Annotated in this window: 28 protein-coding genes and 3 tRNA genes; 8 read left to right on the top strand and 23 right to left on the bottom strand. The window is 66.7% G+C overall.

What is annotated here, in order from left to right; genetic code table 11:
* Positions 1 to 50: 50 nt before the first annotated feature.
* The 18 genes from I2456_RS27170 to I2456_RS27250 all read right to left on the bottom strand — a co-directional run bounded on the left by I2456_RS27170 (position 51) and on the right by I2456_RS27250 (position 9497).
* On the bottom strand, positions 51 to 302 hold the full coding sequence (locus I2456_RS27170) for a hypothetical protein (protein ID WP_085074935.1): 252 nt from the start codon (positions 300 to 302) through the stop codon (positions 51 to 53).
* A 103-nt stretch (positions 303 to 405) separates the two neighbouring features.
* Entirely contained in the window at positions 406 to 996 is a 591-nt protein-coding gene (locus I2456_RS27175; RefSeq protein ID WP_085074934.1) for a hypothetical protein, read from the bottom strand.
* The gene (locus tag I2456_RS27180) at positions 993 to 1445 is read right to left on the bottom strand and encodes a hypothetical protein (RefSeq protein WP_085074933.1); all 453 of its coding nucleotides are present in this window, start codon (positions 1443 to 1445) and stop codon (positions 993 to 995) included. The genes I2456_RS27175 and I2456_RS27180 overlap by 4 nt, the downstream gene beginning before the upstream one ends.
* Entirely contained in the window at positions 1442 to 2011 is a 570-nt protein-coding gene (locus tag I2456_RS27185) for a hypothetical protein (RefSeq protein ID WP_174814210.1), read from the bottom strand. Before I2456_RS27185 ends, I2456_RS27180 begins: the two co-directional genes overlap by 4 nt.
* Complete coding sequence (locus I2456_RS27190; RefSeq protein ID WP_085074932.1) at positions 2008 to 2265, bottom strand: hypothetical protein; 258 nt, start codon at positions 2263 to 2265, stop codon at positions 2008 to 2010. Before I2456_RS27190 ends, I2456_RS27185 begins: the two co-directional genes overlap by 4 nt.
* A 248-nt stretch (positions 2266 to 2513) precedes the next feature.
* Entirely contained in the window at positions 2514 to 2885 is a 372-nt protein-coding gene (locus I2456_RS27195) for a hypothetical protein (protein ID WP_085074931.1), read from the bottom strand.
* Positions 2886 to 3083: 198 nt separating this feature from the next.
* Positions 3084 to 3410, bottom strand: coding sequence for a hypothetical protein (locus I2456_RS27200; RefSeq protein ID WP_085074930.1), 327 nt, complete (start codon positions 3408 to 3410; stop codon positions 3084 to 3086).
* On the bottom strand, positions 3407 to 3964 hold the full coding sequence (locus tag I2456_RS27205; RefSeq protein WP_085074929.1) for a hypothetical protein: 558 nt from the start codon (positions 3962 to 3964) through the stop codon (positions 3407 to 3409). The genes I2456_RS27200 and I2456_RS27205 overlap by 4 nt, the downstream gene beginning before the upstream one ends.
* Positions 3965 to 5335 carry a dihydrolipoyllysine-residue succinyltransferase component of 2-oxoglutarate dehydrogenase complex gene (locus tag I2456_RS27210; protein WP_085074928.1) on the bottom strand — a complete coding sequence of 457 codons (1371 nt, stop codon included), beginning with the start codon at positions 5333 to 5335 and terminating at the stop codon, positions 3965 to 3967. It lies immediately after the preceding gene.
* 16 nt (positions 5336 to 5351) lie between these two features.
* Complete coding sequence (locus I2456_RS27215; protein WP_085074927.1) at positions 5352 to 6437, bottom strand: PD-(D/E)XK nuclease-like domain-containing protein; 1086 nt, start codon at positions 6435 to 6437, stop codon at positions 5352 to 5354.
* Complete coding sequence (locus I2456_RS27220) at positions 6434 to 6598, bottom strand: hypothetical protein (protein WP_163703892.1); 165 nt, start codon at positions 6596 to 6598, stop codon at positions 6434 to 6436. Before I2456_RS27220 ends, I2456_RS27215 begins: the two co-directional genes overlap by 4 nt.
* Before the next feature lie 247 nt (positions 6599 to 6845).
* Positions 6846 to 6995, bottom strand: a complete 150-nt coding sequence (locus I2456_RS27225) for a hypothetical protein (protein ID WP_169717208.1) — start codon at positions 6993 to 6995, stop codon at positions 6846 to 6848.
* Positions 6995 to 7201, bottom strand: a complete 207-nt coding sequence (locus I2456_RS29265; protein WP_139823250.1) for a zinc finger domain-containing protein — start codon at positions 7199 to 7201, stop codon at positions 6995 to 6997. The genes I2456_RS27225 and I2456_RS29265 overlap by 1 nt, the downstream gene beginning before the upstream one ends.
* The gene (locus tag I2456_RS27230) at positions 7202 to 7609 is read right to left on the bottom strand and encodes a CDGP domain-containing protein (protein WP_139823249.1); all 408 of its coding nucleotides are present in this window, start codon (positions 7607 to 7609) and stop codon (positions 7202 to 7204) included.
* Entirely contained in the window at positions 7609 to 8550 is a 942-nt protein-coding gene (locus I2456_RS27235; protein WP_163703891.1) for a hypothetical protein, read from the bottom strand. The genes I2456_RS27230 and I2456_RS27235 overlap by 1 nt, the downstream gene beginning before the upstream one ends.
* A complete protein-coding gene (locus I2456_RS27240; protein WP_139823248.1) occupies positions 8547 to 8789 on the bottom strand; it encodes a hypothetical protein in 243 nt (80 codons plus the stop codon). Before I2456_RS27240 ends, I2456_RS27235 begins: the two co-directional genes overlap by 4 nt.
* Before the next feature lie 67 nt (positions 8790 to 8856).
* Positions 8857 to 9264 (bottom strand): hypothetical protein, encoded by a 408-nt coding sequence (locus I2456_RS27245; RefSeq protein ID WP_085074923.1) that lies wholly within the window; start codon positions 9262 to 9264, stop codon positions 8857 to 8859.
* A complete protein-coding gene (locus tag I2456_RS27250) occupies positions 9261 to 9497 on the bottom strand; it encodes a hypothetical protein (protein WP_205880191.1) in 237 nt (78 codons plus the stop codon). Before I2456_RS27250 ends, I2456_RS27245 begins: the two co-directional genes overlap by 4 nt.
* A gap of 184 nt (positions 9498 to 9681) precedes the next feature.
* Between I2456_RS27250 and I2456_RS27255 the strand changes: the two genes are divergently transcribed.
* Positions 9682 to 9993 (top strand): helix-turn-helix domain-containing protein, encoded by a 312-nt coding sequence (locus I2456_RS27255; RefSeq protein WP_085074955.1) that lies wholly within the window; start codon positions 9682 to 9684, stop codon positions 9991 to 9993.
* Here the strand turns inward: I2456_RS27255 and I2456_RS27260 are convergent.
* Positions 9959 to 10031 (bottom strand) — tRNA-Arg (locus tag I2456_RS27260). The genes I2456_RS27255 and I2456_RS27260 overlap by 35 nt on opposite strands.
* A 32-nt stretch (positions 10032 to 10063) precedes the next feature.
* Positions 10064 to 10152: transfer RNA gene (locus I2456_RS27265), tRNA-Ser, on the bottom strand.
* 84 nt (positions 10153 to 10236) lie between these two features.
* Here I2456_RS27265 and I2456_RS27270 point away from each other — a divergent pair.
* Entirely contained in the window at positions 10237 to 11301 is a 1065-nt protein-coding gene (locus I2456_RS27270; RefSeq protein ID WP_085074921.1) for a pyridoxal phosphate-dependent aminotransferase, read from the top strand.
* Between the two features lie 11 nt (positions 11302 to 11312).
* Positions 11313 to 11774, top strand: a complete 462-nt coding sequence (locus I2456_RS27275; protein WP_139823247.1) for a DUF4334 domain-containing protein — start codon at positions 11313 to 11315, stop codon at positions 11772 to 11774.
* Positions 11775 to 11800: 26 nt separating this feature from the next.
* Here the strand turns inward: I2456_RS27275 and I2456_RS27280 are convergent, their stop codons facing one another.
* Entirely contained in the window at positions 11801 to 12385 is a 585-nt protein-coding gene (locus I2456_RS27280; RefSeq protein ID WP_085074919.1) for a TIGR03086 family metal-binding protein, read from the bottom strand.
* A 23-nt stretch (positions 12386 to 12408) separates the two neighbouring features.
* On the opposite strand from I2456_RS27280, the gene I2456_RS27285 reads away from it, so the two are divergent.
* The 4 genes from I2456_RS27285 to I2456_RS27300 are packed head-to-tail and all read left to right on the top strand — an operon-like array spanning position 12409 to position 15889.
* Positions 12409 to 13236, top strand: coding sequence for a crotonase/enoyl-CoA hydratase family protein (locus tag I2456_RS27285; protein ID WP_085074918.1), 828 nt, complete (start codon positions 12409 to 12411; stop codon positions 13234 to 13236).
* A 35-nt stretch (positions 13237 to 13271) separates the two neighbouring features.
* Positions 13272 to 14519 (top strand): lipase LipE, encoded by a 1248-nt coding sequence (gene lipE, locus I2456_RS27290; protein WP_085074917.1) that lies wholly within the window; start codon positions 13272 to 13274, stop codon positions 14517 to 14519.
* 35 nt (positions 14520 to 14554) lie between these two features.
* The gene (locus I2456_RS27295) at positions 14555 to 14746 is read left to right on the top strand and encodes a hypothetical protein (RefSeq protein ID WP_068034168.1); all 192 of its coding nucleotides are present in this window, start codon (positions 14555 to 14557) and stop codon (positions 14744 to 14746) included.
* Between the two features lie 36 nt (positions 14747 to 14782).
* The gene (locus tag I2456_RS27300; RefSeq protein WP_085074916.1) at positions 14783 to 15889 is read left to right on the top strand and encodes an Rv2629 family ribosome hibernation factor; all 1107 of its coding nucleotides are present in this window, start codon (positions 14783 to 14785) and stop codon (positions 15887 to 15889) included.
* 13 nt (positions 15890 to 15902) lie between these two features.
* Here the strand turns inward: I2456_RS27300 and I2456_RS27305 are convergent, their stop codons facing one another.
* Positions 15903 to 16985 carry a GGDEF domain-containing protein gene (locus I2456_RS27305; protein WP_085074915.1) on the bottom strand — a complete coding sequence of 361 codons (1083 nt, stop codon included), beginning with the start codon at positions 16983 to 16985 and terminating at the stop codon, positions 15903 to 15905.
* 83 nt (positions 16986 to 17068) lie between these two features.
* Positions 17069 to 17155, bottom strand: a tRNA-Ser gene (locus tag I2456_RS27310).
* A 212-nt stretch (positions 17156 to 17367) separates the two neighbouring features.
* On the opposite strand from I2456_RS27310, the gene I2456_RS27315 reads away from it, so the two are divergent.
* Positions 17368 to 18339: an NAD(P)H-quinone oxidoreductase gene (locus I2456_RS27315; protein ID WP_085074954.1), complete on the top strand. Its 972-nt coding sequence runs from the start codon at positions 17368 to 17370 to the stop codon at positions 18337 to 18339.

Genomic DNA, 18339 nt, shown 5'->3' on the forward strand with positions numbered 1-18339 from the left:
GAGACACATCAGGCAGCGGGCCAGGTGTCCGCAGCGGCGACACGGCGGATTCATCGGTCGATCCCGAAGATCATCTTCAACGCGTCCGGGTTCACGTCGGCAGCGTCGAACGTCATCCGCGTAAACGCGCTGACCCTCGGCCGGTGTCCGGGGTTGCGCCGGCGGTGCTGCTCGGCCCAGAACTCGACGTCGCCGCGGTCGCCCGACTCCGATCGCGGATAGATCCGTTCGCCGTAGTCGATCCCGATCGTGTAGTCACAGTCGCGGCACTCCGCCGACCAGCCCGACGTCGCTTCGCTCATCGCGGCATCCTTTCGGCCGGCACAAACGCGGCGTAAACGTGGCAGATGAACCCGTTTCGCCGCACGTCGGGCGTCAGCGACCAGGCGCCGCAACAGGGGCACTTCATCGTGCCCGCGCGATCTTCGGCCACGGCAGCAGCGCTAGCGCGGTTGTGTGGCGTTTCTTGGGCTCGAACGGGATCGGGTCGCCGAGCTTGAACGCGCCCATGGTGGCGTAGCCGATCGCGTCGGCCAGGTCGTCGGGGTGGTCGACGGTGATTCGCAGCTTCAACAGCGGCGGGTTGATCTGGCCGGCATACCAAGCGTCGATCGCTGCCATCATGTCGCGCTTCGATGCGCGGCCGGCGCCGGTAACCCACGCTTTCCCGGTCGAGTTGTTCACGACGACGCCGGCGACGCCGCGCGCGTCGAGGTTGCCGTAAATGCCGTGCCAGATCGCGGCGCGGTCGAACTCGTTGCCCTGGTTGCCTACGGCGTAGGGGTGTTCTTCGATCACGAACACGTCCGGGGTGCCGGCAGTGAACGCGGCCTCGGTTACCTCGCGGATCATTCGGCGGACGCGGCGTGATCGCGTGACGTAGGTGGCGCCGTTGTGCCCTTCTCGCCCGTATCGGCCATAGTGCGCGAGTTTGCCGTCTGCCAGGACGGCGACGCCGGTCGACGTCAGCGACGGGTCAATACCGACGGCGATCATCGGGCATCGTCACTGGCGCCGCATTCGGTGCAGCGCCAGCCCGTCGGAGTGTCAACTGTGGTGCGCTTGCCGCAGCCGAGACATTGGAAGTCGTCGTCCGGGGGCTCGGCGTCCGCGATCATTTCGGCGTCTTCGGCGTCTACGACGGGCTTCACGTTTTCGAGCACTTCGGCCGCGCGGATCCACGCCGCGGCCAGCGCGCGTGCCTGCTCGGCGTTCTTTGCGTAGTCCTTGCCATCCCAGATCGAAGCGAGCCAGCCGGGGCCAGCGTCGTTCGGGTAGATCCGCAGACGGTGCCCGCGATCAGGTTCGCCGCCGGCAGTGTCGGGCGGCATGACGAACGGGATCACGTACCCGTCGATCGCGCCGTCGGGCCCGTCGGGGTGCCAGGCCGGCAGCGGCAGAACGAGCGGGTTGAATATCGCGACGTGCTCGCGCTCGCCGGTCATCGCTCAACGCTTTCAAGGTCGGCCGTCGGGATGCTGGTATCGACGGGCGTATCGGAAAACTCTTCGAGGTCGAGCGCGACGTCGGCGATCGGCGGTTCGCCGTAAGCGCAGCGGACTTCGGTCACTTTGCCGGTGCGGCCGACCCAATCGCCGCGCTTGACGCGGACCCGCTGCCCTACGGCGGGCTCGTCGTCCGGGTGCAGCTTCGCCGGCGGATCCGTCTCGGAAAGCATGTCCGATTTCGGCTCGCCAGCCACGCGCGGCGGTTTCCGCAGCTTCTCTTCGAACGCCGATTTCGCGCGCGTGCGCCGCTTGATGGCCCGCTGCTCGCGGTCGAGCACGTAGCGGCCAGCGTCGCGGCCGGGATCCTCGTCGGCGGTCGCCAGGCGGGCCAGGACGTCGGCTTCGAGCATGGTTGCCCAATAGATTTCGGGCAGCGGGTCAACGAGCTTCTTCCGGTGGTCGAGCTTGAGTTTCTGAGCGGCTTCGATCCGGTCCCAGGCGCCGACGAACGCGTTCGCGCGTAGGTCGGGCCCTGGTCCGTATTCGGGGAGCTGGTCGGTCATTTCGTGCCTTTCTGGTGGGTTGGGCAGTGATACGTGCGGGTGTCGGGGCGGTATTGCCACGGCTTGCCGCCCTTCTCGGATGGCAGCCGGATTGCGCCGCAGTCTTCGCAGAGCAGCGGGGCGGGCTCGACGGTGCAGTCGGGGCGGTGCTCGACGTCCTGGTCCTCGTCGCCGATCGCGGCGCCGCAGCCCGGACACGCTGCCAGGGTCGCGGTCCAGTTCGCTTGCATCCCCTTGGAAGTCAGCGCGGGCATTGCTGGCCTGTGGATAACGCGGATCCGATCGGCGCCGGCGCCAGCCGGTCGCCGTGTTCGGTGCTCATCGTTCGAACCTTTCGAGTGAAAATCGTTCGCGCGTCGTGCGCGTTGGCTTAGGTGACCGATCCGCTTGTGGTGAGTTAGTTCTTCGTTAGTCCGTCCGTCCGTCCGTAGCATCGGCGGACCGCATCGAATCCGTATGCGGACCGCATCGCTCGGCGCCATGTGCGAATCGCATTGCGCCGCTAGGCGGATTCCGCATTGCCGTTGCCATGCCAGCGGACGTTCGCGGCCTTGCGCGCAGCGTCGATCGCGCGTTTCTTGCGCTCCTGCGTTTCGGCGGTCGACGGCTGGAACTCGGCCCAGTCGTGAACCTCCCAGCCGTTGCCGGCGGGATCCCATAAACCAACGTCGACAAGGACTTTCGCGTCGGCCTTGGTGGCGTGCAGGAACGGCAGCGACGCGGCCGGCAAGAATCCGTCGGTACCGTGCGCGCCGGCGTAGGCCAGCGACGAGACATAGACGAACAGCGGGCGGAACTTCTTCTCTTCGACGAGCGCGAGAACCTTCGGATTGCTTGGGAATTGGGTATCGAGTCGAACCCACGGCAGCCCCATTTACGGCCTTTCTGGTGGTGGTTTGAGGGACGCCGGCCGGCTACGCTGCTGAACCGGCCGGCGCCCGGATTTACTCGTCGACGAACGTGTTTTCGTGCCCGCAGGGGCAAACGCCGGCCGTTTCCGGCCCGTCGCGGAACATGCGGTGACACTTCGCGCACTCGGAATACCAGTGCTCGGCGCCGTCGACGTCGACCATCAGGCAGCCCGAGTGATGATTGGGCCCGTAGTGCCGCGGTAGCGGATCCGCTCGGTGACGTGTTGCAGCTTCCCGCGGGGCTTCCGGCCCAGCGCAGCCGCTTCGGCCTCCTGAACGGGCGTGTAGCCCGTCCAGTAGGTAAACGTCACTTCGCCTTCGATCCGGGCAATGAACGCGCGAGCGGCCCGTTTGGCGAGCCAGCGGGCCCGGTACATCTTCGACGTAAGCACTGTTTCGCCGTTGCCCATAGACACGGTGAACCAGTAGTCGCCGGTGTTGCTCGCGTTCGGGCCCGCTTCGGACTGGCGGACGACGACCGGCCTCATTTCTTGCCGCCGTCCGAGAACGCGACGACGTTCGAGGGTTCGGGATCCGGCTGGTCGCCGTCGCCCTGGTCCTCGGGGGCGTGGTCGTTCTGGTGCTTGGCGTCCGGGTCGATCGGGTCGCCGTCTTCGTCGAACATCGGCGGTTCGTTCTGCTCCTTCTCGGCGCGCTCGGCCTCTTCACGCTCGGCCTGCTCGCGCGCCGCCTTCGCCTTCGCCGCGGCCTGCTCGGCGAGGATCTGTTCTTTTGTCGGCGGTCGCGCGGTGCCCGGTCGCCACATGTCGCCGACGCGCCGGCAACGGCGGATCGGGATTTCCTTCTCCCCGTTCTCGGTGAAGCGGATCGACTCTTCGACGACTTCGAGTTCGACCATCATCGTTATCCGTTCGAGCCCGTCGGGCGCGTCGTCGAGGGTCGCTACGTGCGCGCCGGACAGATAGATTTCCGCGCGCTCGCGGGTGGCGCCGGCGGTGCCGCCTTCGACGTCTTCGGGGTCGAGGTTGTCGAGGTCGTTGCCCGTCGGAATGTCTTCGGGCTTGTCGGTTATCAGCGCCATTTACTCGGTTCCTTCACTGGTGGGGGCGCCGGCGTCGCCGGCCTGATTCGCCTCGCGCGCAGCGTCGGACAAGATGCCGGCGATCTGCTCGTCGAGGACGCCTTCTTGCTGCGACCAGGCGTAGAGCTGGTCGGCGACTTTTCCGACTGCAACGTCGTCGAGGTCGTCCGTCGACGTCACGTCGTCGCGTTCGAGAATCGAGCGGTAGACAGCGATCCGGCCGTCGCGGTCCTTGTCGCCGGCGATCCCGGCGTCGCCGCAGAGCGTGAACAGCCGCTTTTCAAGTGCTTGCCGCATACGGGATTTCGGCCGGTCGGGATCCGCGGCCGGCGCCGTCGAGCGTTTCGCCGCGATCTTGCGCGACTTCGCCTTCGCCTCGGTTTCCGGCTCTTTGACCTGCGCGGGTTCAACTTTCGCGCTCACGTTTGAGGGCTCGGCCGGCGGCTCGGGTACCGTCTCGGATTGCTCGGCCGGCGACGGCTCGGGATCGGCGGGCCCTTCGCCGCTTTCCTGCGTCACGTCGCCGGCCGGCGCCTGGTGGGTCCGCACTTCCTCTGCGGTGGGCGGGTTGTCGCCGGCGATTCCGTCGGACGACAACGGCGCCTCTTCGGCGAAAATCTGGTCCTCGGTGACGCGCGACGATTGCACGCGCGCCGGCGCGGGTTCCCGGTCGAATTGCCGCTGGTCCTCGGATTCGAGCTCTTCGCGGGTGTAGCTGATCCCCATGAGCACGTCGGGCGCCAGTTCCCGGCAAACCTCTGCTTGCGCTTTGGCTTTCAGCATCGTTTGCGGGTCGGTGATGTACTTCATGTTTCCGACGATCGAAACGGTCGTCTTGCCGTCCCACGTCTTCGACGTCGTGATCCAGTCCTCTTTGATGTCCGGCCGACGCTTCGAGTCCTGCGAAGACGGCATCGGCACGTACCCGGCCTGAATTGCGCGCTCTATCGTCCAGGTGCTCGACGCCGTTTCGCCGTCCGGCGCAACGCCTTCGACGGTTACCGACTTGTCGGACTGCTCGACGGTGCGGACCTTGTAGCCGCGCGACTTGAGCAGCCCGACCATCGTTCGCGCTTCGAGCGATGGCATTCCGTGAATGGGCACGACACGCTGTAGCGACTGAATCGGGTTGAGTCCCAGTTCGGAGCCGTAGAGGATCGCCGCCGTCGCGTCGCCCTGTTTCTGTCTGCCGAAGAAGCGTTTCGGAACCATCGTCGTCGCTACCAGCTGGCCGGCGAGTTTCCACGCGGTGTTATAAACCTCGGCGTGCTCGTACAGCACGGCGACGGCGGTCGTTGAATGCGGGCGCGCTGGTGGGAAAACTTCGAGCGTCCCGGAGTCGTCGCGCTCGGCTATCTCGTTGCTGGTCATGCGGTTTGGTGCCTTCCTATCTGGTGGGTTGGTAAATCTCTTCGAGGGAGTCTTCGATCTGCTTCACTGCCCAGCCGGCCATCCCGACGGTTTGAATCCCCTCGTATCCGGGCCAGCGGTCCGCCTCGATGCAGCGGGCGAACAGTTCGATCGCTGCGCGGTTTTGGCGCCGGCCGAGCTCGACGACTTCGGGTTCGATCGAGCACACCGACACGGTGTAGGGCGCCGTTTTCGACTGGACGACGAACAGGAATCCGACGTCTTCGAGTCCGAGTTCAGCGAGCCCGTCTTCATAGAACGCCTGCTGCTGGTGGTAGCCGTAGTCGAAAACGGCGCGCTGGAATTGCTTCGGGTTCGCCGACGTCGCGGTCTTGTAGTCGACGCAGATCGGCCGGCCTGGCAGCTCGGGCAGGAAGTCCGGCCGGCAGCGCAGCCGGACGCCGGTCGCGTCGTCGTGCCAGTAAATCGAGTGCTCGGCTTGCCCTTTCGATAGCAGCCGCGCCGCGATCCGGTGCTGGAAAACGCGGCCGGCCATTGTCTGCGCTTTTTCCATGTCGGATTTAGCGATCGGCAGCCGGCCATCGCGGCGGGCTTTCGCTGCGGCCTGCTTCCACATCGACGTCGACGTCGGGACCGCGGCCGGTTTCCCGTCGGCTTTGAGCCCGACGACTTTCGGGTCGAGCATCGCCAGCCGCGAGCCCTTGCCGAGGACCATCTTGTGAGTTGCGTGCCCGAAGTCGAAGTTCCGGTTCGGATCCCGCGGAACGCGCCGGTGGTAGTCGAACTCTTCCGGCGTCGAACCGAGCAGGTCACGCGCCCCGGACGAGGACAACGACGCCAGATCCGAGTGATAAACGTCGTCGTCGATCGACGAGTAAATCCCGTCGTTGGCAGGGATTCCGGTTACGTCGACGCGCGGCGGGATCGCTTCGACCCGGTGCCCGAGGTCGCCGCAACCCATGTGCGCGCGGCAGCCGGCGCACAGCCAGGCTTCGTGCCCGGTGCAGAACGCCGGCCGTTCGCCGGTGGATTGCCGGCGGTATTTCTCGGCGTAGCCGCAGTTTTCGCAGCGTTCCGGGGCGGGCCCGCGGGCCGGCGTCATCCGCGCGGCCCGTTGTGCGCGCCGTCCAGTAGCGCGGTGTGCGCTTCGATCGCAGCGGCCAGGCGCTCGTTCGCCGCGGCCTGCCGATCGAGCGCGGCGACCAAGAAGTCGATCCGCGCGGCGGTCGGCCCGCTCAGCTTCACGTTCACGTCGCCGATCACGCGATCGCCTCCCGGTATTCGCGGATCGGGAACGCGCCGGCGTCGGTAACGCTGGTGAACGCGACGGCGCCGATCGCTGCGCGCTTGTCGCTCATCCGGCAGGGTTTGCGGAGCGTGTCGTCGTGCTGGTGGTACACAACTAATTCCAATCGGTTGTCGTTGATGGGTTCTCGATGCGTGCCGACGCGCCGGCCGCACACAGGGCAAAAGCGGGTCGCGTATCCCGGCCACCGTCGGCCGTCCGGCATCAGTGAGTCCGCACGTAGTCGGCGGCGCCGGCGCCGATCGCCAGCACGGCGAGCCCGATCGCGAACCACGCCGCCGGGGTAACGCCGAGCGCCAGGACCACCGCGGCGACCATCACGCCGGCCGCGGCGCCGCCCAAGATCGGCGCCATCAGTCCGCCGGCTCGTATGAGCAGCGAGCAAAGTGCAATCGCGATCGCCGCCGGCCACGCGTCCGGCTTTCCGCGGCGATGCCGACGCACCACTGGTCCGGGTGCGCGTCGCACTCGGGGCAATCCCGTTTCAGCGCGGAGCGGACCAGCGGGTCGTTCGGGTTCGACAGCCGGTGCCCGCCTTGACCGGGCAGGGACCGCGCCATTCACAGCACCCCGCCAATGTGTCCGGGCTCGTCGGCGAGCACTGAGTCCGGCGTGACGTGGTAAGCCTCGATTCCGAGCGACGTCCGCGGCTGCCAGTAACCGCCGCTGTAGGTGCAGGTGCTCGAATAGGCGCCACCGGAGCAGTAGGACCGCAGCGGGACGTCGTGCGCCGGCGTGTAGAACTCGCGGAGCCGCTGCCAGCTGCCATCGGGCAGGATCGGCCCGTCGCAGATGGTGCGCCGGTTCGCTTGGAACGGGACCAGCCAGAACTGATCGACGCATTGCATCCCGGCGGGGCCCGCTTCGGCGCGCTGCGCGGCCCAGAGCGCGCCGACGGTGAGGACCAGGACCAGGACGGCAGCGGCGACGATCGCCTTCGTGATTCGCCGCGCGCGGCGGGGCCGCATCACTGGCCTGATTTCTGGCTAGTGCGAGCGATTTCGCCCAGTCGTTTAGCGACGGTTTTCGGCGCCGAGACTCGCGTGATTACTTCGCCGTCTTGCCGGCGGTTGTAGGCCCGAATCAAGGTGTCGAAGGTTGGCAGCAGAGACGTGGCGCCGCCACGTCCGCCGGTGTTTATCAGCGGCGCGTTGTTCTGTAAGTGCGATCGGATCGCGCCGACGGCTGCAACGTCTTCCGCCGTCGGCGCGATCCCCGAGAAAACGCTCTCCCAGAACCGTTGCACGGTGTCCACGTCGGCGCCGTGGTGAACAGTCATCACGTAAACCAGCGATGCCAACGTGGACACGTTGACGGCCTTCTTTGCGTCCTTCCGACGGCCGGAAAACGCGTGCGACGGTGAGATCCAGAGGCTCGTCGCATCAGTGACGCTTTTCGCCCAGGTGGCGAGCGGCTGCAACGTCGTCCGGTGCTGCCAGACGTAATCGGCCAGGTGCGGTCGCGTCTTGATATGCGACAAGCTGGGGTCGATCTGGCGTAGCACGTTGACGATTGCGGCGCATTCCCGCGCGTAAGGCATAGCGCGGCCCGAGGTGGTCAGCAGGTCGTGCGCCGAGCGGGGCCGCTCTTGTCCCATCAGTTGAATTGCGCCGGGTTCGAGCCCACGTAGTACCAGCATGTAGACAGGGATGCCGGCAGCGACGATTGCGCTGCAACGATGCTGCGCGTCGAGCATCACGCCGTCCTGGTCGAACGAGACGGTCGCGCCGTTGAATGCCCAGAACCCGTCGGTGATGTCGTTCGCGATTGCCTCGACTTGCGCGCGGTTGCGCGAACGATTGTGTTCGGCGTTGACCGCAAGCCATTCGCTGGCAATTTCCGGCGTCACTTCTTCCCAGCTGACTTCGATCAGCGCGCCGTTTTCAGTCTCAAACTTCCCGATAATCACTGGCCTGTTCCGTTCGCGACGTAGGGCGCCAGGTGCGATGCCGCGCAGTCGTCGCAGACGCGACCGACGTACATCACGCGGACGTCGCCGGCCGGAACGCCCATGTAGGCGTGCCGGCAATCGACGGATTCACAGTTGCAAGGCTCGGCCGGGTAGCTGGTGTGACCAGCTGCATCGCGCGCAGCTTGGCGCGCGTCCTCCGGTGTCCAGATCGGTCGAACTAGGGTCTGTTCAGACATGCGAAATATTCCTTCGGGTGTCGTCGGCCGGCGTTCCGTTCACAGCGGGGCGCCGGCCGTTTTCCAATCACTCGCCGCGGCGCGGCAAGCGGGTCAGGGTGGCGCCCAGGTGGGCAGGGGTCGGGAACGGTTCGTCGGCGTCGCGCTCGACGGCTTCGAATTGCACGGCGCGATCACGCAGCGCGTCGATCAGGACGTCGACATCGGTCGCCGCGCGGACGGTCGGCAACATGAGCGGCGCCCAGGCTTCAATCACGCGCGCTGCGACGCCGAAGAGTTCCGAGTCGGGCAGCTCGTGGAGAGCGGAGCGGACTTCAGCGACGGCGATTGGCGCGGCAGCGTCGGGCCCGTCAAATTCCATGCGGCCGGTGCCGGTTATCAGAAAGTCGCCGGCTTCGTAGTCGGAGAACGCTTCGCGGCGGGCGCGGCGCGCGGACTTGATTGCGTCGCCGACCGCTTTGAGTGCGGCGATCACTCGTCGCCGCCGGCGCGGCCGGTGTAGGCGTCCAGGGCGCGGCGGGCTTTGAACACTTCGCCGTAGAGACGCGCGGCTTCCATGTCGACGACGAACAGCGGGCCGATCTTGCGGGCGGGGATCATGCCGCGTTCGATTGCGCGGTGTAGGGAGCGCTTCGGAATGTCGAACGCGTTGGACGCTTCGGTGACGGTGCCTTCGGTCGGCGGTGCGGGGGTTTCGGTGGGAGTCATGTTCGCCACCATAGCGACATATGTCGCTTTTGGACACAACATCGTTGCGCGGAACGTGCCGTTTCGTTACGAAGCGCCGCTAGCTGACGTTTGCCCGAAACACGGCGCCGCGACTAGGTTACGAACAAGTGTTGCTTTGCGCACATATTGCGCCTACGCGCGCGTAGTGCGTATGATCGCGCTTATGTCAACAGCACTGAACGCGGGACAGGTCCCACCTAGCCGACTCTCGTATCGGCTCCTGATTGCCCGCCTCGAAGCGGGCTTGAAGCAAGAGGAACTGGCCGCGCTAATGGGCGTCGGCCGGACCGTAATTTCGGACGCCGAAAAAGGCAAAAGACCCCCGCGCAAAATCGTTTTGAACGCGTGGGCCCTGGCAACTGGTGTCCCAATTAATTGGCTGGAAAAATGCGACGGTGGCTGGTATCCGCCCGAGGACGGGCCCGACGGAGACGGCGAAGCGCGCCCGGAGGGATTCGAACCCCCAACCTTCTGATCCGTAGTCAGATGCTCTATCCGTTGAGCTACGGGCGCCGGTCTTTAGTTGTGCCCTCGAAAGGGCGCAGCGGAGGCGAGAGGATTTGAACCTCCGGTCCCCTTTGAGGGGGACAACTCATTAGCAGTGAGCCCCATTCGGCCGCTCTGGCACGCCTCCATGAACTTCCTGAGGGTACCCGACTCCGGAATCCCCGGGGCCGCCGGAGGCTCAGCGTACACAGGCGCCACATATGCTGTCGACGTGACCGCCCGCCTGCGGCCCGAGCTGGCCGGGCTGCCAGTTTATGTTCCCGGCAAGACCGTGCCCGGTGCCATCAAACTGGCCAGCAATGAGACGGTGTTCGGCCCGCTGCCCAGTGTCCGCGCGGCCATCGAACACGCCACCGACCTGATCAACCGCTACCCGGACAACGGCTGCGTGCAGCTCAAAGCGGCGCTGGCCGCCCACGTCGGCCCCGACTTCGCCCCCGAACACATCGCCGTCGGCTGCGGGTCGGTGAGCCTGTGCCAGCAACTCGTGCAGATCACCTCCGGCGTGGGCGACGAGGTGGTCTTCGGGTGGCGCAGCTTCGAGCTCTACCCGCCCCAGGTGCAGGTTGCCGGCGCCACCGCCGTCAAGGTGCCGCTGACCGACCACACCTTCGACCTCTACGCGATGCTGGCCGCCGTCACCGACCGCACCAGGCTGATCTTCGTCTGCAATCCCAACAATCCGACGTCGACCGTCGTCGACCCCGAGGTGTTGCACCGCTTCGTGGCTTCGGTTCCGCCGCACATCTTGATCGCGATCGACGAGGCCTACGTCGAGTACATCCGCGACGGCCTGCAGCCGGACAGCCTGGGGCTGGTGCGCACCTACAGCAATGTGGTTGTGCTGCGGACCTTTTCCAAGGCCTATGGATTGGCGGGTCTGCGCGTCGGCTACGCGGTCGGCCATCCCGACGTCATCACCGCGCTGGACCAGGTCTACGTGCCCTTCACCGCAACCAGCCTCTCGCAGGCCGCGGCCATCGCGTCACTGGAGGCCGCCGACGAGTTGCTGGCGCGCACCGACGCGGTGGTCGCCGAGCGGGCTCGGGTGAGCGCCGAACTGCGCGCCGCGGGGTACTCCCTGCCGCCGTCGCAGGCCAACTTCGTGTGGCTGCCGTTGGGATCGCGCACCCAGGACTTCGTCGAGCAGGCCGCGGCTGCCCGCATCGTGGTCCGCCCGTATGGCAGCGACGGTGTCCGAGTCACCATCGGCGCGCCGGACGAGAACGACGCGCTGCTGCGATTCGCCCGCGGCTGGATCGCGAACGCCGAATGAAGGAGAGCACTGTGAGTGACGCCCGCGCGAAGTTCACCGAGTTCACCCAACGCAGCGGCGCCATCCCCGACCAGGAGCTCGACGAATTCTGGGCCGGCCTGCCGCCCGCCACCGTGGACGACATGATCGGCGAATGGCGCGGCGGCGAGTTCGTCACCGGCCACAAGATGAACGGCCGACTGGAGAAGGCCAAGTGGTTCGGCAAGACGTTCAAGTCGATCACCGACGTGCAGCCGCTGGTCTGCCTGGACGACGACGGCAACAAGTTCTCCAACGTCGCGATGGGCAAGGGAGAAGCCAGCCTGTGGCTGGAAGACTTCCGCGGCGAGGTCACCGCGACGATGGTCTACGACGGCCAGCCCGTGCACGACCACTTCAAGGTCATCGACGACGACGCGGTGATGGGCATCATGAACGGCAAAGGTGTGGTCGAGAACGGCCGATACTTCTACTTCTACCTCGAGCGGGTGTAGCCGCCGGGCCTCGAGCGTGAAGCTGGCTAGCGGGCCGGGTTACGCCCGGTGAAGGCGACCAGCCGGTCCAGCCCCCGGGCATCCGCGGCCACGTCGACCGGGTCGTCGAACCCGGCGACGCTGCGCTGCTCTGACTTGATGATCCGCTGCGCCAAACCCAACACATACTCGGCCAGCGAATCGGGCACTTCGACGTCGCGGCCCAGCGCGACCGCGTAATCCCAGGCGTGCACCAGCAATTCGAGGGACAGCGCGGCCACCGCGACCTTCGCCGGCATCTCACCGTCGCCCAGCTGCACCGCGCCGTCCAGGCCGTGGCGGTGCCAGGCGTCCAGCGCCGGACGGGCCCGCATGATGATCTGCCGCTCCACCGAATCGTCCTCGTCATGCGGCGGAAACTCCGCTTGCACCATGCCGCCGATGGCGGTGATGGAGTTCACCACATGCGTGGTCAGCGCGGCCACGTCGTACTCGGTGCACGGCGTCTGCCGGGACAGGTCGTCGCGCGAGATCGTCTGTACGACTTCTTGCATGATGCCCAGTGCCAATTCGGCGCTGCGCAGCTCGTCGGTGGGCGGGGAATCTGGTCCGGGTCGCAAGTCACGAGGCATGTTCGCCACGCTACGGTCTCGATATGGTTGCCGAAACTTATGAGTCCGTCACCGTCGAGATCAAGGATCAGGTCGCGCAGGTGACGCTGATCGGACCGGGCAAGGGCAACGCGATGGGACCCGCGTTCTGGTCGGAGATGCCGGAGCTGTTCGCCGCACTGGACGCCGACCGCGATGTGCGCGCCATCGTGCTCACCGGATCGGGCCGCAATTTCAGCTACGGCCTGGACGTGCCCGCCATGGGCGGGTCCTTCGCCCCGCTGCTGTCCGGGGACGCGCTGGCCGGGCCGCGTGCGACTTTCCATGCCGAGATCAAGCGCATGCAGAACGCGATCAGTGCGGTCGCCGACTGCCGCACACCCACCATCGCCTCGGTGCACGGCTGGTGCATCGGCGGTGGGGTCGACCTGATCTCTGCGGTCGACATCCGCTACGCCAGCGCCGACGCCAAGTTCTCCGTGCGTGAGGTCAAACTCGCGATCGTCGCCGACGTCGGCAGCCTGGCCCGCCTGCCGCTGATCCTCAACGACGGCCATCTGCGCGAACTGGCGTTGACCGGAAAGGACATCGACGCCCCCCGCGCCGAGAAGATCGGCCTGGTCAACGACGTGTACGACGACGCCGACGCCACCCTGGCCGCCGCGCACGCCACGGCAGCCGAAATCGCCGCCAACCCACCGCTGACCGTGCACGGCATCAAGGATGTCCTGGACCAGCAACGCATTTCCGCGGTGTCGGAAAGCCTGCGCTACGTCGCCGCCTGGAACGCGGCGTTCCTGCCGTCCAAGGACCTGACCGAGGGGATCTCGGCGACGTTCGCCAAGCGCCCACCGCAGTTCACCGGCGAATAACGCGCCCCGCCACGCCCGGCACGTACCCTCGCTGGGTGGCAACAACCTCTACCCCAGACGGCAGAATTCGCGTCCCGGCCGACCTCGACGCCGTCACGGCGATCGGCACCGAAGACCACTCCGAGATCGACCCAGCGGCCGTCGACCGCATCTGGCAGGCCGCCCGGCACTGGTACCAGGCGGGCATGCACCCGGCGATCCAGGTATGCCTGCGCCGGAACGGGAAAGTCATCCTCAACCGCGCGATCGGGCACGGCTGGGGCAACGCCCCAACCGATGCGCCAGATGCCGAGAAGGTTCCCGTCACCCCCGACACCGCGTTCTGCGCCTACTCCTCGGCCAAGGCCATCACCTCGACCGTCGTGCACATGCTGGTGGAGCGCGGCGCCTTCTCCCTCGACGACCGCGTCTGCGAGTACATCCCCACCTTCATCAGTCACGGCAAGGACTGCATCACCATCCGGCACGTGATGACGCACAGCGCCGGCGTGCCGTTCCCGCCCGGGCGGCGGCCCGACGTCACCCGCGCCGACGACCACGACTACGCCCTGCAGAAGCTCGGCGAACTGCGACCCATCTACCGACCGGGCCTGGTGCACATCTACCACGCGCTGACCTGGGGGCCGTTGATGCGCGAGCTGATCTGGCGGGCCACCGGCAAGGAGATCCGCGAGATCCTGGCCACCGAAATCCTGGACCCGCTGGGCTTCCGCTGGACCAACTTCGGCGTCTCCAAACAGGACCTGCCGCTGGTCGCGCCCAGCCACGCCACCGGACGCACGCTGCCGCCGGTGATCGCACAGATCTTCCGCAAGGCCATCGGCGGAACCATTCACGAGGTGATCCCGCTCACCAACGAGCCGCTGTTCCTGCGCACCATCATCCCGTCGTCCAACACGGTGTCGACGGCCAACGAGTTGTCGCGCTTCATGGAGATCCTGCGCCGCGGCGGCGAGTTGGACGGAGTCCGGGTGATGAGCCCGGAAACGCTGCGCGGGGCGGTGAAGGAAGCCCGACGGTTGCGGCCCGACTTCGCCACCGGCCTGGTGCCGTTGCGCTGGGGTACCGGATACATGCTCGGGTCCAACAGGTTCGGCCCGTTCGGTCGCAACGCGCCCGCCGCGTTCGGTCACCTGGGGCTGGTCAACATCGCGGTGTGGGCCGACCCGCAGCGCGAACTGGCCGCGGCCGTGATCAGCAGCGGCAAGCCGGGCCGGGACCCCGAGGCCGGCCGTTACGGCGCGCTGATGAACACCATCACCGCGACGATCCCGCCGGTTTGAGTGATTGGTTGCCCGGACGCGGGTAATAGGGAGGTATGGCTACTTACCGAGTGCTCAACCCCAAAGGCGAAGTCGTCGCCACCAAGGACATCGAGAGCGCTGACAAAGCACACGCCTGGTTCGCCGACGAAGCGGTCCCGGGCAACGAACTCGGCTGGCGCATGGAAGTGGAGGCCGAAGGCGAATGGCGCTTCATCGACAACAGTGAAGGCGATCGAAGCTACTAGTGTTTGTGCCCTGACTCGTCGGGCAACCAACACAGCATGGATTCCCAACGCTTCCGCCCGCTCCTGGACGCCCCCGGACCGTTCGTCTCGATCTATTTCGACGACTCACACGACACCCACGACGCCGAAGAACAGCTGGCGCTCAAGTGGCGCGCCGTGCGTGAGGAACTCGAGCAGCAAGGCGCCGACGAGTCGGTGGTGTCGGAAATCGAGCGCGCGGTAACGGATTTGCGTCCGCCGGTCGGTCGCAGCGGACGCGCGGTGGTCGCCAGCTCTGCCGGGGTGCTCATCAACGAGCACCTGGTGCGCCCGCCCGCGGCAACGATCGTCCGGGTCTCCGAGCTGCCGTATCTGGTGCCGATCCTGGAAGTCGGCTACGCACAGGGCAATTACGTCCTGGCGGTGGTCGACCACGCGGGCGCGGACCTCACCGTGCGCAACAACGGCAAACTCAGTTCGGAGACCGTCGACGGTGGCGGTTATCCGGTGCACAAGGCCGCCGGCGCCGAGAATGCCGGGTACGGCGACCCGCAGTTGCGCACCGACGAAGCGGCCCGCAAGAACATGCGCGCCGTGGCCGACCGCATCACCGAACTCGTCGACAAGACCGAAGCCGACGTGGTGTTCGTGGTGGGTGAGGTGCGGTCGCGCTCGGACCTGGTGTCGGAATTGCCGGAGCGCGTCGCGCAGCGGACCGAGGAACTGCAAGTCGGGGCGCGCCACAGCGGGCACGATTTCGGCGAAGTTCAAGACGCCATCGAATCTGCTTTCACCAAGCGGCAATTGGCGGTGCTCGACAATGCGGCGCAGCGGTTCACCGCCGAGGTCGGCCGGGACTCCGGGCTGGCCGCCGAGGGGTTGGGCCCGGTGTGCTCGGCGTTGCGTCAAGGCGCGGTGGAGACCTTGATCGTTGGGGAGATCGGTGATGCCACCGTGGTCGCCGACGAGGGCCTGACCACCGTCGCGCCCAACGCCGACGTGCTCTCCGAACAGGGTGCGGCGCCGGACAAGACGCTGCGCGCCGATGAGGCGCTACCGCTGTTCGCGATTCAGGTGGGGGCCTCGCTGCTGCGCACCGACGAGCGGATCGCACCGGCCGACGGTATCGCCGCGGTGCTGCGGTACGCACCGACGCTGCACTGACGCGCGGCGGTTTTCAGCGGTGCAGCGGCACCGGCAAGACGGCATGACGAACCTGGTTGCCGCCGGCGCGTTTGGCCACGTACATCGCGGTGTCAGCGGCCTCGACGAGGCGCTCGATGACCTGCCGGCCCGACTTGTCTTGCGACGGCAACTGGACGCTGCTGACACCGAGGCTGGCCGTCACGCCCCATGAGGTGGCGGCTATCGCCGCTCGTATCGCCTCGGCGGTGCGCAGTACGTCCTTGCCGGCAGTGGTCTCTGCCACGAGGAATTCCTCACCGCCGACGCGGGCGATCACCGTCTGGGCGCCGCCGATTTTTCGCAGGGTGTCGGCGACGGCCACCAGCATGCGGTCCCCGGTGGCGTGACCGTGAGTGTCGTTGAAGCGCTTGAAGTTGTCGAGATCGACCATCGCAACGCTCAGACACACCGTGGGGCCGTCCGAGGCGACCAGTTTTGACGCCGACCGATAGAAGCCCCGCCGGTTGCGCAACCCGGTCAGCGGGTCGGTCGAGGACTTCAACGCGTCAACGGACAACCAATGCACGAGCACTTGCCCACACACGGGCACCGCCAGGATTCCGGCACTGAGCACCAACAGCTTCGCCGCCGCCATCGAAGCATCTCCGGCCACGGCGATCCGGGCGGCGCACACCGCCGCGGTGCCCAACCCGGTCGCCAACGTGGCGACCAGCAGACGGGCGGAGTGGAAGAACGCGACGTACCCGGCCAGGCCGCCGAAGGCGGCACAGCCCAGCATTCCCGAGCGCGGATCGCGCTCGATCACGCAAATCAACGCGATACCGGCCGCGCCGGCGATCGAGAACATCTTCGATTGGATCGGCGTCGGCCAACTCAACAGCCATACCAGCGCCATCGCCACCAGGCACAAGACGACCGCCACGGCGATGCCGCGCGCTACCTGGGTTTGCGGACCCGACGGGCTGACCAACATCAGCAATGTCGCGACGGCCAGTGTCGTCAGAATGGCGACCAGCAGGTAGCGGACGAAGGGTTGCAGTCCACGCGCTGCCAGGTACTCCGACAGCCAGTCATAGTGATCGGGTTGCCGCCACCACACGCCGATCGACCGCATCTTGACGCCCCTGACTCGCTATGACGTCACGGGCATGCGGTGCGGACCATCCGAACCATCGTCGTATGTTACTGATGTCGCCGCGGTGGCGGAGGGATTTGAACCCCCGGACGGTTTTAGCCGTCTCTCGCTTTCAAGGCGAGTGCATTAGGCCGCTCTGCCACGCCACCGCAGACAAGGGTAGCGGGCCATCGGTGCCGATTCCGCCCATGCCAGTCACAGCTGTCACTTCAGCATCTCGACCGGGCGGCACCCAATGTGCCCGCCTCCGAGCGACAACTTCCGGTGCCGATCCCGTTGTCGCTGTGAGGTGGGCACACCCAACACCCTTCCGGCGCAGACGGATGTGGCGCACGTGACGGCGCCCGGTAGCGTGACCGTCATGCGCGCCATCGTCGCCGAATCAGCCGATCACCTGCTCTGGCAAGAAGTTCCCGACGTCTCCGCCGGACCCGACGAAGTGCTCATCAAAGTCGTGGCCGCCGGCGTCAATCGCGCCGACGTACTGCAGGCCGCCGGCATGTACCCGCCCCCGCCGGGCGCCAGTGAGACCATCGGCATGGAGGTGTCCGGTGTCGTCGCCGACGTCGGGCCTGAAGTGACGAATTACTCTGCGGGACAGGAGGTTTGCGCGCTGCTGGCCGGCGGTGGATACGCCGAGTACGTCGCCGTCCCAGCCGGCCAGGTGCTTCCGGTCCCGGAATCCGTCGACCTCGTCGACGCCGCCGGGCTACCGGAAGTGGCGTGCACGGTGTGGTCCAACCTGGTGATGACCGCGCATTTGAGTGCCGGGCAACTGCTGCTCATGCACGGCGGAGCTAGCGGCATCGGCACCCATGCCATCCAGGTGGCCCGCGCCCTGGACGCGCGCGTTGCCGTCACCGCGGGATCGGCGGAGAAGCTGGAATTCTGCCGACAACTCGGCGCGCAGATCACCATCAACTATCGCGACGAAGACTTCGTCGCCCGCCTCAGGGAAGAGACCGACGGGGCCGACGTCATCTTCGACATCATGGGCGCCTCCTATCTCGACCGCAATCTCGACGCGCTGGCCACCGACGGGCAGTTGGTGATCATCGGCATGCAGGGCGGGATCAAGGGTGAGCTGAACCTGGGCAAGCTGCTGCCCAAACGGGCGCGGGTCATCGGCACCACGCTGCGCGCGCGCCCGGTCAGCGGACCCAACAGCAAAAGCGCCATCGCTCAGGAGGTGACGGCCTCGGTCTGGCCGATGATCGCGGCCGGTAAGGTCCGGCCGATCATCGGTGCGCGGATGCCCATCCAAGAAGCCGGCGCAGCGCACCAACTGATGACGTCGGGGGACCTCGTCGGGAAGATCGTGCTGACGGTCTAG

Source organism: Mycobacterium kubicae (genome assembly GCF_015689175.1).
GTDB classification, from domain to species: Bacteria; Actinomycetota; Actinomycetes; order Mycobacteriales; family Mycobacteriaceae; genus Mycobacterium; species Mycobacterium kubicae.

Coding starts and splice junctions, on each gene's coding strand:
- I2456_RS27280 (WP_085074919.1), bottom strand. CDS start 12,385: ATGCCTCGTGACTTGCGACCCGGACCAGATTCCCCGCCCACCGACGAG.
- I2456_RS27305 (WP_085074915.1), bottom strand. CDS start 16,985: ATGCGGTCGATCGGCGTGTGGTGGCGGCAACCCGATCACTATGACTGG.
- I2456_RS27285 (WP_085074918.1), top strand. CDS start 12,409: ATGGTTGCCGAAACTTATGAGTCCGTCACCGTCGAGATCAAGGATCAG.
- I2456_RS27240 (WP_139823248.1), bottom strand. CDS start 8,789: ATGTCTGAACAGACCCTAGTTCGACCGATCTGGACACCGGAGGACGCG.
- I2456_RS27250 (WP_205880191.1), bottom strand. CDS start 9,497: ATGACTCCCACCGAAACCCCCGCACCGCCGACCGAAGGCACCGTCACC.
- I2456_RS27205 (WP_085074929.1), bottom strand. CDS start 3,964: ATGGCGCTGATAACCGACAAGCCCGAAGACATTCCGACGGGCAACGAC.
- I2456_RS27200 (WP_085074930.1), bottom strand. CDS start 3,410: ATGAGGCCGGTCGTCGTCCGCCAGTCCGAAGCGGGCCCGAACGCGAGC.
- I2456_RS27190 (WP_085074932.1), bottom strand. CDS start 2,265: ATGCCCGCGCTGACTTCCAAGGGGATGCAAGCGAACTGGACCGCGACC.
- I2456_RS27210 (WP_085074928.1), bottom strand. CDS start 5,335: ATGACCAGCAACGAGATAGCCGAGCGCGACGACTCCGGGACGCTCGAA.
- I2456_RS27300 (WP_085074916.1), top strand. CDS start 14,783: ATGGATTCCCAACGCTTCCGCCCGCTCCTGGACGCCCCCGGACCGTTC.
- I2456_RS27215 (WP_085074927.1), bottom strand. CDS start 6,437: ATGACGCCGGCCCGCGGGCCCGCCCCGGAACGCTGCGAAAACTGCGGC.
- I2456_RS27295 (WP_068034168.1), top strand. CDS start 14,555: ATGGCTACTTACCGAGTGCTCAACCCCAAAGGCGAAGTCGTCGCCACC.
- I2456_RS29265 (WP_139823250.1), bottom strand. CDS start 7,201: ATGGCGCGGTCCCTGCCCGGTCAAGGCGGGCACCGGCTGTCGAACCCG.
- I2456_RS27225 (WP_169717208.1), bottom strand. CDS start 6,995: ATGGCGCCGATCTTGGGCGGCGCCGCGGCCGGCGTGATGGTCGCCGCG.
- I2456_RS27255 (WP_085074955.1), top strand. CDS start 9,682: ATGTCAACAGCACTGAACGCGGGACAGGTCCCACCTAGCCGACTCTCG.
- I2456_RS27315 (WP_085074954.1), top strand. CDS start 17,368: ATGCGCGCCATCGTCGCCGAATCAGCCGATCACCTGCTCTGGCAAGAA.
- I2456_RS27185 (WP_174814210.1), bottom strand. CDS start 2,011: ATGACCGACCAGCTCCCCGAATACGGACCAGGGCCCGACCTACGCGCG.
- I2456_RS27170 (WP_085074935.1), bottom strand. CDS start 302: ATGAGCGAAGCGACGTCGGGCTGGTCGGCGGAGTGCCGCGACTGTGAC.
- I2456_RS27175 (WP_085074934.1), bottom strand. CDS start 996: ATGATCGCCGTCGGTATTGACCCGTCGCTGACGTCGACCGGCGTCGCC.
- I2456_RS27180 (WP_085074933.1), bottom strand. CDS start 1,445: ATGACCGGCGAGCGCGAGCACGTCGCGATATTCAACCCGCTCGTTCTG.
- I2456_RS27195 (WP_085074931.1), bottom strand. CDS start 2,885: ATGGGGCTGCCGTGGGTTCGACTCGATACCCAATTCCCAAGCAATCCG.
- I2456_RS27230 (WP_139823249.1), bottom strand. CDS start 7,609: ATGCGGCCCCGCCGCGCGCGGCGAATCACGAAGGCGATCGTCGCCGCT.